The organism is Xanthobacter sp. AM11 (assembly GCF_047444035.1).
Lineage (GTDB): Bacteria > Pseudomonadota > Alphaproteobacteria > Rhizobiales > Xanthobacteraceae > Xanthobacter.
The window spans coordinates 3,705,327-3,718,948 of sequence record NZ_JBLAOA010000001.1 but is presented as its reverse complement, the minus strand read 5'-3'; the positions used below and the strand labels follow the sequence as shown (position 1 = coordinate 3,718,948).

Here is a 13,622-nt window from a genome sequence, read left to right as displayed (position 1 = left end):
GCGCCCCCGCTCGGGAGGCGCCAATCTCAGATCCCCGCCGCCGCCTGGGCGCGCGTGAGCGTCTCCAGGGCGTCGCAGCCGGCGAAGATGAAATCGGTCACGCCGGCCGGCGCCAGCGCCGCCTGAAGCTCGGCGGCGGGCTTGCCGGCGAGCCAGACGGCGGCGGCGCCGGCGGCCTTCAGCGCCTCGGCCGCCGCCGCGCCCTCGGCGCCATAGACTTCATCGGAGGAGACGAGGCAGGCGAAGGGCGTGCCCGAGGCCTTGAAGGCGGCGACCAGCGCGTCGAGATCGGCGAAGCCGTCCGGCACCGCAGCCGAGATGCCGCCGGCCTCGAAGAAATTCTTGGCGAAGGTGGCGCGGGCGGTGAAGGCGGCCACCGGGCCGAGGGTGGCGAGGAACACCGACGGAGCTTTCGGCGCGGCCTCGGCGGTGTCGCGCAGGACCTCGAAGGCCTCGGCGATGCGGCTGGGCGCCAGCGCGCCGTCGGCCACCGGGACAGGTTCGGGCGACAGGGGGCTGAGCACCTCGGGCATCTCCTGCACCAGGATGGGGAATTCCGAGGTGCCGGTGATGGGCGCGCGGCGGGTGGCCACATCCGCGTCGCGCTTGGCCTTCACCTCGGCGATCTCGGCCTTCAGCCAGCGGTCCTCCAGCACGTCGGCCATGCCGCCGCGCTTTTCGATGGTGCGGAACAGGTCCCACGCCTTTTCCGCCAGCCCGTCCGTGTGCGCCTCCACAGCGCCGGCGCCGGCGGCGGGGTCGGCCACGCGGTGGACGTTGCTCTCTTCCAGCAGCATCACCTGCGTGTTGCGGGCGAGGCGGCGGGCGAAGGCGTCCGGCAGGCCCAGCGCCTGGGTGAAGGGCAGCACGGTGACGCTGTCCGCCCCGCCGACGCCGGCGGCGAAGCCGGCCACCGTATTGCGCAGCAGGTTCACATAGGGATCGCGGCGGGTGAGGGAGCGCCAGGCGGTGGTGGCGTGCAGCCTCAGCGCCGTCTCGGGCACGCCGCATTCGCGCAGCACCGCGCCCCACAACAGGCGGATGGCGCGGAACTTGGCGATGGTGGCGGTCTGGTTCACGTCGGCCACCAGCGCCGCCTCGATGCGGGTCGCGGCCTCGGCCACGGGAATGCCCGCCTCCGCATAGGCCTTCAGATAGGCCACCATGGTGGCCAGCACCGCCGCCAGCTCCTGCGCATCGGACGCGCCGGCGGCATGGAACACGCCGCCGTCGGCCCGGGCGAAGGGGCCGGCGAAGCCGCGGGCGGCGAGGATGGCCGAGGTTTCGGCGAAGCGCTTGGCCAGGAGCGGCCACGCCATGGGCAGGGTGCCGTGGGCGGCGAAATCCCCCAGCGGGTTGAGGCCGAAGGAGGCGGCAATGCCCTTGGGATCGAAGCCGCGCCCCGCCACATGGTCGGCGAAGGCCAGCACATCCTCGCGGCCCTGGAAATTGCCGCTCTCGATGCGGGTCTCGATGAGGTCGAGCAGCACGTCCTTCAGCACCACGCCAAGGTCGGCGCCGTCGGGCAGGCCGAAGCCATAAGCGGAGGGGGCGCAGGCATAGACCAGCGCCAGGCCCGAGGCGCCGCCGTCCAGATCCTCCAGGGCCTGGGCATGGGCGGCGGCAAGGTCGCCCTGGTCCACCCGCATGGAGATGACCCACGGCGCCCCCGCCGGCCGGCCGGCGACGATGGGGGCGTCGGCCTTGCGCTCGGGCAGGGCATCGAGGGCGAGGCCCTCATAGGTGCGGGTCACGAGCTTCCTGTCGTAGGGCGCGCCCTTCAGCACCCCTTCCACCAGCTTCAGCCAGTCGGCGCGGGTGACGGGGGCAAGGCCCCGGGCGATGTCCTGGGCGAAGGGGAGGGTGGTCATGGCAGGGCCTCCGAAAAGGTTTGGGCTTCGCGCGCCGCGGGCGGCTGCGGGCGCGGCATGGGTGCTCCGGTCAAGCCGGAGCACGACGGCGGTAGACAATCGGCAGGGCGTCGCCCTTCGGCTTGACCGGAGGGTCCATGGCGCAGCCGGCGCCCATGTCCGGCACCGAAGGCCTCCATCACCGCCCCTCCCGCGCCGCCAGCGCGCGCTCGGCGTCCACGATGTAGTCGCGGATCACCGGCACGTCGTCGCGCTTGTCGGAGAGGAGCAACTGGAACACCATGTTGGAGCCGTGCAGGAAGCCCAGCTCCACCGCGGCGAGGTAGAATTCCCACATGCGGCCGAAGCGCTCGCCCATCATGGCGTCCACTTCCGCGCGGCGCGCCATGAAGTTCCGCCGCCACGCCCGGATGGTCCAGTAATAATGCAGGCGCAGCACCTCGCAATCGTCCACCCACAGATGGGTGCGCTCGGTGGAGGCGAACACTTCGGACAGCGCCGGCACATAGCCGCCAGGGAAGATATACTTGCGGATGAAGGGCGCCGTGGTGCCGGGGGGCGACATGCGGCCGATGGCATGCACCAGCGCGAAGCCGCCCTCGTCCAGAAGATTGCGGATGGTGGTGAAGTATTCGTCGAAGTGGGAGACGCCCACATGCTCCATCATGCCGATGGAGACCACCCGGTCGAACTTGCCGGAAAGGTTGCGGTAGTCCACCTCGCGGAAGTCGATGCGGTCGATGACGCCCGCCGCCTCGGCGAGGCGCCGGCTTTCCGCCAGCTGCTCGGGCGAGACGTTGATGGCGGTGACCTGCGCCCCGCATTCCTTCGCCATATAGATGGCAAGCCCGCCCCAGCCGGAGCCGATCTCCGCCACGCGCATGCCGGGGGAGATGTTCAGCTTGGCCGCGATGTGGCGGAACTTGTTGCGCTGGGCATCGGCCAGCGGCTGGTCGGGGTGGGTGAAGTAGGCGCAGCTATACGCCATCGTCTCGTCCAGCCACAGCCGGTAGAATTCGGCCGGGTGGTCGTAATGGGAGGAGACGTTCTCCTTCGCCTTGCCCACCGGGTTCGCCTGCTGGAACCGCCGCACCGAGCGCCACGCCTGCCTGAGCGCCTGCTGCACCGGGTGGGAGCCGAGGCCCTTGCGGTTCACCGAGAACAGCATCAGTAGCTCGAACGCGCCGGCCCCGTCCTCGAAGGAGAGGCGGCCGTCCATATAGGCCTCCGCCGCCACCAGCTCGGGATTGAAGAACAGGTCGCGCTCCAGTCTCTTGTCGTGCATCCGCACCGTGACGGACGGCCCGTCCTGCCCCGAGCCGAACACGTGGCGCTGGCCGTCCGCGGTGAGGACCGTGAGCTGGCCCTTCTCCACGAAGCGGCTGAGGAGGTGGGAGAGGAGGCGCATTCAGGAGTCCTTCCGGGCGAGTGCCGCCAGAAGGTAGCCGCCGCTGCTGCCTTTGTCGCGGAAGCACTCGTGCTCGAGTCGGCGGTCGGCCCCCTCCCAACCCTCCCCCGCAAGCGGGAGAGGGCTTGTTCCGCTCCAGCCGGTAGACCTCCCTCTCCCGCTTGCGGGGGAGGGTTGGGGAGGGGGCAGGGCCGGACGCATTGCAAGCATCACGCGAATTCCAGGATCACCGCATCCACGGCAAGGCTGTCGCCGGCCTTGGCGTGGACCGCCTTGACCATGCCGTCGCGCTCGGCGCGCAGCACGTTCTCCATCTTCATGGCTTCGACGATGGCGAGGATCTCGCCGTTCTTCACCTCCTGGCCGGGCACCACGGCGATGGAAACCACGAGGCCGGGCATGGGGCAGAGCAGTTCCTTGCCACCGCCCGCATTCTCCTTCTTCGGCATCAGCGCCGCCAGCGCGGCGGACAGCTCGGTATAGACCCGCGCCTTGGTGGAGATGCCGCGATGGGCCAGCACATAGCCGTTGGGGATGGGGCGCACCTGCACCGCCACCTGGTCGGCGTCGATGGTGCCGGTCCACACCACGTCGCCGGGCTTCCAGGAGGAGCGCAGCAGGTGGGTGTGGCCGGGGGTGCCGTCGGCGTCGAAGATCTGCACCTTGTAGCCGCCGTCCACCGCTTCCACCTCGCAGGGAGTGGAGAGCGTCGCCTCCCCGGCGGAGAGCTGGACGATGCGGCGCCGGGCGATGGTCCAGGTGACACCGGAGGTCTGGCCGGAAATCTGCCGCTTGCGGGAATTGTGGATGTGGTCGATCACCGCCGCCACGGCGGACAGGTAATGCACCAGCTCGCCTTCGGGGGCGCGGGCGTGGAAGCCGTCGGGATATTCCTCGGCGATGAAGCCGGTGGACAGGTTGCCCGACTGCCAGCGCGGATGCGCCATCAGCGCCGAGAGGAAGGGGATGTTGTGGCCGATGCCGTCGATGGCGAAGGCATCCAGCGCATCCGCCTGCGCCTCGATGGCCATGGCGCGGGTGGGGGCGTGGGTCACCAGCTTGGCGATCATGGGATCGTAGAAGATGGAGATTTCCCCGCCCTCATAGACGCCGGTGTCGTTGCGCACGGTGATGGGGCCGTCCTTGCCTTCCTGGGGCGGGCGGTAGCGCACCAGGCGGCCGGTGGAGGGCAGGAAGTTGCGGTAGGGGTCTTCCGCATAGATGCGGCTTTCCACCGCCCAGCCGGTGAGCTTCACCTCGTCCTGGGTGAAGGTGAGGGGCTCGCCGGCGGCGACGCGGATCATCTGCTCCACAAGGTCGATGCCGGTGATGAGCTCGGTGACCGGATGCTCCACCTGCAGGCGGGTGTTCATCTCCAGGAAGTAGAAGCTCTTGTCCTGGCCGGCGACGAACTCCACCGTGCCGGCGCTGTCGTAGCCCACCGCCTTGGCCAGGGCCACGGCCTGCTCGCCCATCTTCTTGCGGGTGGCTTCGTCGAGCAGCGGGGACGGGGCCTCCTCGACGACCTTCTGGTTGCGGCGCTGGATGGAGCACTCACGCTCGCCCAGGTAGACGACGTTGCCGTGCTTGTCGCCCAGCACCTGGATTTCGATGTGCCGCGGATCGACGATGAACTTCTCCACGAACACGCGGTCGTCGCCGAAGGAGGACTTGGCCTCGCTCTTGGCGCGGTCGAAGCCGTCCTGCACCTCGTCGCGGCTGTAGGCAATGCGCATGCCCTTGCCGCCGCCGCCGGCGGAGGCCTTGATCATCACCGGATAGCCGATCTCGTCGGCGATCCTGGCCGCCTCGGCGCCGTTCTCCAGCACGCCCAGATAGCCGGGCACGGTGGAGACATGGGCCGCCGCCGCCGCCTTCTTGGATTCGATCTTGTCGCCCATGGCCTCGATGGCATGGGGGTTGGGGCCGATGAAGACGATGCCGTGCTCGGCCAGCAGCTTGGGGAAGGAGGCGCGCTCGGAGAGGAAGCCGTAGCCGGGATGCACCGCCTGCGCCCCGGTGAGCTTGCAGGCCTCCACGATCTTCTCGGCGATCAGGTAGGACTGGGCCGCCTGCGGCGGGCCGATGTGCACCGCCTCGTCGGCCATCTCCACATGGAGGGCGTCCTTGTCGGCATCCGAGTAAACGGCGACGGTCTTGATGCCCATGCGGCGCGCGGTCTTGATGACGCGGCAGGCGATCTCACCCCGGTTCGCGATCAGGATCTTCGTGAACATCTGTGTCTCCCGCGCCCTGGGCGCTGAAATCTGCTGAAGTCCGTGTTCCCCCTCCCCAGCCCTCCCCCGCAAGCGGGAGAGGGAGCCGCGTTGCGTCGGGTTGGGAAAGCCCTCTCCCGCTTGCGGGGGAGGGTTGGGAGGGGGCGCCGCCCGTCAGGACGGCGCAGAGAGCCGTCGGAGGCCCGCCCTCACACCGGCATGTTGTCGTGCTTGCGCGGCGGCTGCTCCAGCTTCTTGGTGCGCAGCATGGCGAGCGCGCGGGCGAGGCGGCGGCGGGTGGAGTGGGGCATGATCACCTCGTCCACATAGCCCCGCTCCGCCGCCACGAAGGGCGAGAGGAAGCGCTTCTCGTAATTCTTCGTCTGGGCGGCGATCTTCTCCGGGTCGCCCATGTCCTGGCGGAAGATGATCTCCACCGCGCCCTTGGCGCCCATCACCGCGATCTGCGCGGTGGGCCAGGCATAGTTCACGTCCGCGCCCACGTGCTTGGAGGCCATCACGTCATAGGCGCCGCCGAACGCCTTGCGGGTGATGACGGTGACCAGCGGCACGGTGGCCTGCGAATAAGCGAACAAAAGCTTGGCGCCATGCTTGATGAGGCCGCCATATTCCTGCGCGGTGCCGGGCAGGAAGCCGGGCACGTCCACGAAGGTGACGATGGGGATCTCGAACGCGTCGCAGAAGCGCACGAAGCGCGCCGCCTTGCGGGAGGCGTCCGAATCCAGCACGCCGGCGAGCACCATGGGCTGGTTGGCGACGAAGCCCACCGTGCGCCCCTCGATGCGGCCGAAGCCGGTGACCATGTTCTTGGCGTAGGCGGCCTGGATCTCGAAGAAGTCGCCCTCGTCCACGACCTTGAGGATCAGCTCCTTGATGTCGTAGGGCTTGTTGGGATTGTCGGGGATCAGGGTGTCCAGGCTGTGATCATAGCGGCCCGGATCGTCGAAGGAAGGCCATTCCGGCACGCCCTCGATATTATTCGCCGGCAAAAAGTCGATGAGCCGCCGCGTCTCCAGCAGCATCTCCACGTCGTTCTCATAGGCGCCGTCCGCCACCGAGGACTTGGACGTGTGCACCTTGGCGCCGCCCAGCTCCTCGGCGGTGACGGTCTCGTTGGTCACCGTCTTCACCACGTCGGGGCCGGTCACGAACATGTAGCTCGTGTCGCGCACCATGAAGATGAAGTCGGTCATGGCCGGGGAGTAGACGTCGCCGCCGGCGCACGGGCCCATGATGAGCGAGATCTGCGGAATGACGCCCGAGGCGATGACATTTCGCTTGAAGACTTCGCCATAACCGCCCAGCGCCGCGACACCTTCCTGGATTCGGGCGCCGCCGGCGTCGAACAGGCCGATGATGGGCGCACGGGTCTTCAGCGCCATGTCCTGGATCTTGGTGATCTTGCGCGCGTGCTCCTCGGAGAGGGAGCCGCCGAACACCGTGAAGTCCTTGGCGAACACGAACACCTTGCGGCCGTTGACCGTGCCCCAGCCGGTGACCACGCCGTCGCCGGGGACCTTCTGGTCTTCCATGCCGAAGTCCACGCAGCGGTGCTGCACGAACGTGTCGTATTCCTCGAACGTGCCGCGGTCGAGCAGCAGCTCGATGCGCTCGCGGGCGGTGAGCTTGCCGCGGGCGTGCTGCGCCTCGATGCGCCGCGTGCCGCCGCCAAGCCGGGCGACGCCGCGCCGGCTCTCGAGCTCTTCGAGGATATCCTTCATGCGTCCGCCCTCATTCGGCTGTTTATGGGTCGAGTGTAGCGGCGGGCCGGAGGGCGCGGAAGCGCCAGCTTCGCCCCAATTCCGTCCCGCCGGATCAATTCACGTCCGCTAGCAGGAGTTGCACGGCTTTGGAATGTGTGAAAACTTCACGATGTTTATTGTGAAGTTTTTGCAATTGCGAAGTCGGGGGAGCGCCATGCGCCAAAAGGTCTATGCCGGCCACGCGGTGCGCCGCCTGCGCGAGAAGCTGGGGCTGAAGCAGAGCGAGCTGGCCCAGCGCCTCGCCGTGTCGCCCTCCTACATCAACCAGATCGAGAGCAACCAGCGCCCGCTGACCGCCTCCATCCTCATCGCCATCTCGCGCACCTTCGCGGTGGACATCACCTCGTTCGGGGCCGAGGACCTGGACCGGCTGGTGGCCGACCTGCGGGAGGTGACCGCCGACCCCTTCTTCCGCGACCTGGACCTGGGCCTGCAGGATGTGAAGGCGGTGGCGAACCTTTCTCCCGCCTTCGCCCATGCCTTCCTGCGCATGCACGTGGCGCTGCGGCGCACCGCCGAGTGGCGCGCCTCCCTCGACGACATGCTCACCGCCGGCGTGGCCCCGGGGGCGGACGAGGCGAAGCTCATCCCCTATGAAGAGGTGCGGGACTTCTTCCATTATATCGACAATTACGTGGATGGTCTTGATCGCGCAGCGGAAAATGCCGCCGCCGCGCTCGGCGTGCTGGAGGGGGCGGACCCCGCCGCGGCGTTTGCGGCGCACCTGTCCCGGCGCCATGGCGTGCAGGTGGAGGTGGGGCCGCCGGACCCTGCCGCGGCCTTGTCGCTGTTCGATCCCCGCGCCCGCCGGCTGGTGCTCTCCGGCGTGCTGCCGGCGCCCAGCCGGGCCTTCCGCATCGCCGCCGTCATCGCCCAATTGGAGCATGGCGACCTGGTGGCGGAGACGGTGGCCTCCGGCGCCTTCCGCAGCCAGACCGCGGCGGAGATCTGCCGGCTGGCGCTGCAAAATTATTTTGCCGGCGCAATTACTCTGCCCTACCGCCGCTTCCTCGACCTTGCCCGCCGGCTGCGGCATGACCTGGACCGCATGGTGCTGGAAACCGGCGCCAGCCTGGAGCAGGTGTGCCACCGCCTTTCCACCCTGCAGCGGCCCGGGGCGAAGGGGGTGCCTTTCTATTTCGCCAAGGTGGACCGGGCCGGCAACATCACCAAGCGCCATTCCGCCACCCGCTTCCAGTTCGCCCGCCACGGCGGGGCCTGCGCCGCCTGGAACGTGCACGAGGCGTTCGAGATGGCCGGGCGCACCCTGGTGCAGGTGGGCGAGATGCCCGATGGGGCGCGCTACATCTGCCTGGCGCGGGCGGTGGCGAGCCCGCCCGCGCGGCACGGGCAGCCGGCGCGGGCCTTCGCCTTCGGCCTGGGCTGCGAGGTCTCCTTCGCCCATGACATCGTGTATGCGGACGGGCTGGACCTGAAGGCCGCCCCGGTGGCGCGGCTGGGGGTTTCCTGCCGCATCTGCCCGCGGCGCGACTGCGACCTGCGGGCCTTCCCGCCACTGGACCGGGAGATCCGCATCGATGCCAATGTGCGCGACATCGTTCCGTTTACCATCGCCTGACGCAATTGCGCCGCGCTTGTGCTTGCGAAACGCCGCGCCTGCGTAAATGAAACGCCACGACGTAAAGGCTACAGTCGTCGGATCGACTCGGTGCTGAGTCGAATGGGAGCATGCCATGAGGGTGCTGAAACTGGCCGGTCTCGTCGCCGGCCTGGCCATGGCTGGAGTGGTGGCGGCTGAAGCCGCGCCGGGCTATTCCACCGCCAATGTGAACATAAGAACCGGACCGGACACGGAATTTCCCAGCCTCGGCGTCATACCGGAAGGCTCGCCGCTGCAGATAGAAGGCTGTCTCGAAGACGAATCCTGGTGCGATGTCATCTGGCTGGATTATCGCGGCTGGGTCTACAGCGAATACTTAGGATTTGAGCAGCAGGGGCGCGCGGCCGTGCTGCCCGATTGGGGCCTTGCAGCCATTGGCGTGCCGGTTGTCGGCTTTGCCGCGGCCCAATACTGGAACCAGTATTATGTGGGCCGGCCCATTTATGTGAACCAGCCATGGTATGCCCAGCGCTACCGCTGGGAAGCCTATGCGCCGCGCCCGCGGCCGGGCTGGTATCCTCCGCCGCCCGGGCCGCGTAATCCCGGCTGGTGGCGCAACGGCTACATGCCGCCGCCCGGCATGCGTCCCCCGCCCCCCGGCGCGCCGCCGCCGCCTCCGGGCTGGGGCCGGCCGGGCTATCCCGGTTATCCGGGCGGACCGGGTGGTCCGGGTGGACCCGGCTATCCGGGAGGTCCGGGTGGTCCGGGTTATCCGGGTGGTCCCGGCGGTCCGGGCTATCCGGGCGGACCGGGTGGCCCCGGCTATCCAGGTGGTCCCGGCGGCCCCGGTGGTCCCGGGCATCCGGGTGGCCCAGGTGGCCCCGGCTACCCCGGCGGTCCGGGTGGTCCCGGCGGACCGGGCCATCCCGGCGGCCCCGGTGCTCCGGGCGTGGGTCCGGGCGGCCCCGGCGGTGCCGGCCAGCCGGGCATGGGTCCCGGTGGCGCGGGCGGAGCGGGAGGTCCCGGCACGCCGGGTGGCCCCGGTCGTCCGGGCGGCCCCGGTGGTGCCGGCCAGCCTGGCATGGGTCCCGGCGGTGCGGGCGGCGCGGGAGGTCCCGGCACGCCGGGTGGTCCCGGTCGTCCGGGCGGCCCCGGCGGTGCCGGCCAGCCGGGCATGGGTCCCGGTGGCGCGGGCGGCGCGGGAGGTCCCGGCATGCCGGGTGGTCCCGGTCGTCCGGGCGGCCCCGGTGGTGCCGGGCAGCCGGGCATGGGTCCCGGTGGCGCGGGCGGCCGGCAGCAGTTCCAGCAGGATCAGCAGCGCCAACAGCAGCAAATGCGGCAGCAGCAGCAGATGCAACAGCAGCAGATGAGGCAGCAGCAGCAACAGCAACAGCAGATGCGGCAGCAGCAACAACAACAGCAGCAGCAGATGCGTCAGCAGCAACAGCAGCAGATGCGCCAGCAACAGCAGCAGATGCGGCAACAGCAGCAGCAGATGCGTCAGCAACAGCAACAGCAGTCCCGCCCGCAGGGCCAAGGCCAGGGCCAAGGTCAGGGTCAGGGTCAAGGCCAGGGCCGGCGCCCGCCGCCGTGCACCGGGCCGGATTGCCGTCCGCCACGCTGATACACGGGAGCCCGGCCCAGCGCCGGGCTCCCGCCGTTCCGGCCGCACGCAACCGCCGCGGCCATTGCGGATGGCGGGGCAATCCGCCTTATTCTGGAGGCGAGCGGGCGGTTCACCGCACGGGGAGCCGCAGGGTGGTTCCCTCCGGCCTGATCGCGCGTGCTCCTTCTCGCGTTTAGAGGGCGATTCACCGAGTAAATGAGTTCAATTTGCTTAGATCGCGCTCTAGAGCCTAATCCGATCAGGTTGAATCAACCTGATCGGAACGTGCTCTAGAGCTTTCCGCGGCCGGCGCCCACCATGCGCCGGCCGCGGGCATTCTCCTCATCCTGCATGGGAGGCGGATGGCTCCGGCCCGCCCGGCCCGCGCGGCCGTACGCCTCCATGGGTCCCTTCATGTCTCCACCCGTCTTGCGCTTTGCCCCGTCGCCCACCGGCCTCATCCATGTGGGCAATGCCCGCACCGCCCTCATCAATGCGCTCCTGGCGCGGCGCGGCGGCGGAATCTTCATCCTGCGGTTCGACGACACCGACGCCGCCCGCTCCAGGGCCGAATATGCGCAGGCCATCGCCCTGGATCTGGACTGGCTGGGCATTCCGCCCGACCGCACCTTCCGCCAGTCCGACCGCCTCGCCGATTATGCGGCGGCCGCCGAGCGCCTGAAGGCCGCCGGCCGCCTCTACCCCGCCTATGAGACGGAGGAGGAGCTGGAGCTGAAGCGCCGCCTCCAGCGCGCCCGCGGCCTGCCGCCGGTCTATGACCGCGCCGCCCTGGCGCTGGACGATGCCGGCCGCGCCGCCCTTGCGGCGCAGGGGCGCGCGCCGCACTGGCGCTTTCGCCTCGATCATCGGCTGGTGGCGTGGGACGATGGCGTGCGCGGCCCCCAGCAGGTGGACACGACCACCCTTTCCGATCCGGTGCTGGTGCGGGCCGATGGCAGCTTCCTCTACACTTTGCCCTCGGTGGTGGACGACATGGCCATGGGCGTCACCCAGGTGGTGCGCGGCGAGGACCATGTGACCAACACCGCGGTGCAGATCGAGATCTTCGAGGCGCTCGGAGGCCCGGTGCCGGGCTTCGCCCATCACAACCTGCTCACCCTGCCGAGCGGGGAAGGCCTTTCCAAGCGCCTCGGCCACCTCTCCCTCGCCGCCTTGCGGGAAGCGGGCCACGAGGCCCTCGCGGTGGCCGCCGCCGCGGTGCTGGTGGGCACCTCCCACGCGGTGCAGCCGGTGGCGGACCTCGATGCGCTGGCCGCGCTGGTGGACCTTCACGCCATCTCCCGCGCCCCGGCGCGCTTCGACCCCGACGACCTGCCGGCGCTGACGGCGCGCACCGTGCACATGATGCCGTTCGCAGCGGCGCGCCCGCGCCTTGCCGCCCTGGACATCGGCGGCGGGGAGGCCTTCTGGCTGGCGGTGCGGGGCAATCTTGCGCGGTTCGACGAGGCGGGCGCGTGGTGGGCGTGTGTGGCGGCGCCCGGCGCCGGCGCCATAGCGGAGGAGGACCGCGCCTTCCTGGCCGAAGCGGCCGGCCTGCTGCCGGACGAGCCGTGGGACGGCGCCACCTATGGCGCATGGATCAAGGTGGTGAAGGCGGCGAGCGGGCGCGCGGGCAAGGGGCTGTTCCATCCCCTGCGGCGCGCGCTCACCGGGCGCGACACCGGGCCGGAGCTTGCCGCCTTGTTGCCCCTCATGGGCCGGGCGCGGGTGGCGGGGCGGCTGCGGGGCGAAGTGGCGTAGGCGCTGGTCCGCTCACATGCGGAGCCGCGCGGCGCGGCTCCCGGTGCGCGGTGAATCACGCTCTCTTTTATTGAACAGGCGCAGTCCGGTCCGGCGCCCGGCGCGGCTACTGGCCGGTGCCGCGCCCGGCGCCCGAGGGGGTGGCGGGAGCCGCCGGCTGCGGCGCCGCGGCATCGCTGGTGGCGGCGGTGCGGGCATTCTGCGAGCGGGGCAGGGGAATGATGCGCACCTGGCGCTGGCCCGGCTGCTCGGAGGCGGGCGCCAGCGGCGCCGCCACGGTCGCCGCCACCGGGCCGCCGGCTTCGGCCGCCGCGTCGCGGCTGGCCGTCTTGCCCTTGGCTCCGGCGGCCGGCTCGTTGAACTTCGGCTGGGACATTTCCCGCGCCTGCTCCTCGGTCACCAGAATGTCGCCCTTGCGCAGGGTGGTCTGGTCCTCAAGCCCGGCGAGCGCCTGCGCCCAGGACTGGCCGGCAGGCTTGCAGGTGCAGGACGACACCAGCTCCTTGCGGTAGCGCAGGGCGTTGGGCATCGACATGTAGGGCTGGCCGGAGATGCTCACGGCGGAGCGGATGTCGCCGCCATAGGTGAACAGCTGGGTGTCCGAGGCCGGGCACAGGCGCTTGCACAGCGCATCCTCGGTGGCGAAGCGGCTGGGGTTGGAGGAGCTGGAGAGCGGAAAGAAATAGCCGTCGCAGGTGCGCACGCACACGGTGCGCGAATAGGAGGGCTTCACCGCATCCAGCGGAATGCTGTCCAGGTCGGGGGCGCTCTCCTCCGGCTCGCTCTGGGGCGTGCCGAAGATGGCCTCGAAGAAGTTGCGCGGGCGCTGCGGCTGCGGATCGGCCCGGCGGGCGGCCTGCACGGCGGCGGTATATTGCGGCCCGCAATTGTTCTGGGCGAGCGCCAGGATCAGCGCGCGGCGCTGTCCGCTGTGGTCCGAGCCGCCGCGCTCGATGCCGGCGAGAGAGGAGCGCAGGCGCGAGATCTGGTCGCTGATCTGGTCGCATTCGGGCGGCCGGGGCGGCCCCTGGAAGATCAGGAAGCCGCGCGGCGCATCGCAGCCCATGCCGCGGGCCTGGGAGGAGAGGCGGTCCAGCTCCCCGCGCATCCGCGCCGCCTGGGCCTGCTGGGAGGAGGCGCCGCTGGCGCTGCGATCGAGGGATTGGAGGGAGGCTTCAAGCTGGGCACAGGAGGCCCCCTGCGCATGGGCCTCGCCCATGGCGCCGGCCGCCATGGCGAATGCCAGCGCCGCCAGCAGGACCCGCCGGGCGGCGGTGCGGGGGGCGCCCGCCGGTGCGGCAGCCTTCGGCGCCGCGGCGTGCATGAAGGCGGCGCACCGCGCGACGATTCCGGCGCGGCCGACCCTGCCCATCCGTCCCGAACGACCCATCCGCACCTTCTCGCTCGCAAATGTC

At 70.2% G+C, this 13,622-nt stretch carries 8 protein-coding genes; 3 read left to right on the top strand and 5 right to left on the bottom strand.

The window, feature by feature from the left end; all coding sequences use genetic code 11:
* Positions 1–26: 26 nt before the first annotated feature.
* From ACI7BZ_RS17015 to ACI7BZ_RS17000, 4 genes are all read right to left on the bottom strand, one after another.
* The gene (locus tag ACI7BZ_RS17015; RefSeq protein ID WP_414118338.1) at positions 27–1,871 is read right to left on the bottom strand and encodes a methylmalonyl-CoA mutase subunit beta; all 1,845 of its coding nucleotides are present in this window, start codon (positions 1,869–1,871) and stop codon (positions 27–29) included.
* Positions 1,872–2,049: 178 nt separating this feature from the next.
* Positions 2,050–3,279 carry a class I SAM-dependent methyltransferase gene (locus tag ACI7BZ_RS17010; protein ID WP_414118337.1) on the bottom strand — a complete coding sequence of 410 codons (1,230 nt, stop codon included), beginning with the start codon at positions 3,277–3,279 and terminating at the stop codon, positions 2,050–2,052.
* Between the two features lie 209 nt (positions 3,280–3,488).
* Positions 3,489–5,516 (bottom strand): acetyl-CoA carboxylase biotin carboxylase subunit, encoded by a 2,028-nt coding sequence (locus ACI7BZ_RS17005; RefSeq protein WP_414118336.1) that lies wholly within the window; start codon positions 5,514–5,516, stop codon positions 3,489–3,491.
* Between the two features lie 188 nt (positions 5,517–5,704).
* Complete coding sequence (locus tag ACI7BZ_RS17000; RefSeq protein ID WP_414118335.1) at positions 5,705–7,237, bottom strand: acyl-CoA carboxylase subunit beta; 1,533 nt, start codon at positions 7,235–7,237, stop codon at positions 5,705–5,707.
* Between the two features lie 196 nt (positions 7,238–7,433).
* On the opposite strand from ACI7BZ_RS17000, the gene ACI7BZ_RS16995 reads away from it, so the two are divergent.
* From ACI7BZ_RS16995 to ACI7BZ_RS16985, 3 genes are all read left to right on the top strand, one after another.
* Positions 7,434–8,858, top strand: a complete 1,425-nt coding sequence (locus ACI7BZ_RS16995) for a helix-turn-helix domain-containing protein (RefSeq protein ID WP_414118334.1) — start codon at positions 7,434–7,436, stop codon at positions 8,856–8,858.
* A gap of 115 nt (positions 8,859–8,973) precedes the next feature.
* Positions 8,974–10,464 (top strand): SH3 domain-containing protein, encoded by a 1,491-nt coding sequence (locus ACI7BZ_RS16990; protein WP_414118333.1) that lies wholly within the window; start codon positions 8,974–8,976, stop codon positions 10,462–10,464.
* Positions 10,465–10,860: 396 nt separating this feature from the next.
* Positions 10,861–12,207 carry a glutamate--tRNA ligase gene (locus ACI7BZ_RS16985; protein WP_414118332.1) on the top strand — a complete coding sequence of 449 codons (1,347 nt, stop codon included), beginning with the start codon at positions 10,861–10,863 and terminating at the stop codon, positions 12,205–12,207.
* Positions 12,208–12,313: 106 nt separating this feature from the next.
* Here the strand turns inward: ACI7BZ_RS16985 and ACI7BZ_RS16980 are convergent, their stop codons facing one another.
* On the bottom strand, positions 12,314–13,597 hold the full coding sequence (locus ACI7BZ_RS16980; RefSeq protein ID WP_414118331.1) for a DUF2865 domain-containing protein: 1,284 nt from the start codon (positions 13,595–13,597) through the stop codon (positions 12,314–12,316).
* Positions 13,598–13,622: the final 25 nt, after the last annotated feature.

What these genes read in the sequence shown, in the direction of transcription:
- ACI7BZ_RS16990 (WP_414118333.1), top strand. Translation starts at nt 8,974, where the DNA reads ATGAGGGTGCTGAAACTGGCCGGTCTCGTCGCCGGCCTGGCCATGGCT.
- ACI7BZ_RS16985 (WP_414118332.1), top strand. Translation starts at nt 10,861, where the DNA reads ATGTCTCCACCCGTCTTGCGCTTTGCCCCGTCGCCCACCGGCCTCATC.
- ACI7BZ_RS17010 (WP_414118337.1), bottom strand. Translation starts at nt 3,279, where the DNA reads ATGCGCCTCCTCTCCCACCTCCTCAGCCGCTTCGTGGAGAAGGGCCAG.
- ACI7BZ_RS17015 (WP_414118338.1), bottom strand. Translation starts at nt 1,871, where the DNA reads ATGACCACCCTCCCCTTCGCCCAGGACATCGCCCGGGGCCTTGCCCCC.
- ACI7BZ_RS16980 (WP_414118331.1), bottom strand. Translation starts at nt 13,597, where the DNA reads ATGGGTCGTTCGGGACGGATGGGCAGGGTCGGCCGCGCCGGAATCGTC.
- ACI7BZ_RS16995 (WP_414118334.1), top strand. Translation starts at nt 7,434, where the DNA reads ATGCGCCAAAAGGTCTATGCCGGCCACGCGGTGCGCCGCCTGCGCGAG.
- ACI7BZ_RS17000 (WP_414118335.1), bottom strand. Translation starts at nt 7,237, where the DNA reads ATGAAGGATATCCTCGAAGAGCTCGAGAGCCGGCGCGGCGTCGCCCGG.
- ACI7BZ_RS17005 (WP_414118336.1), bottom strand. Translation starts at nt 5,516, where the DNA reads ATGTTCACGAAGATCCTGATCGCGAACCGGGGTGAGATCGCCTGCCGC.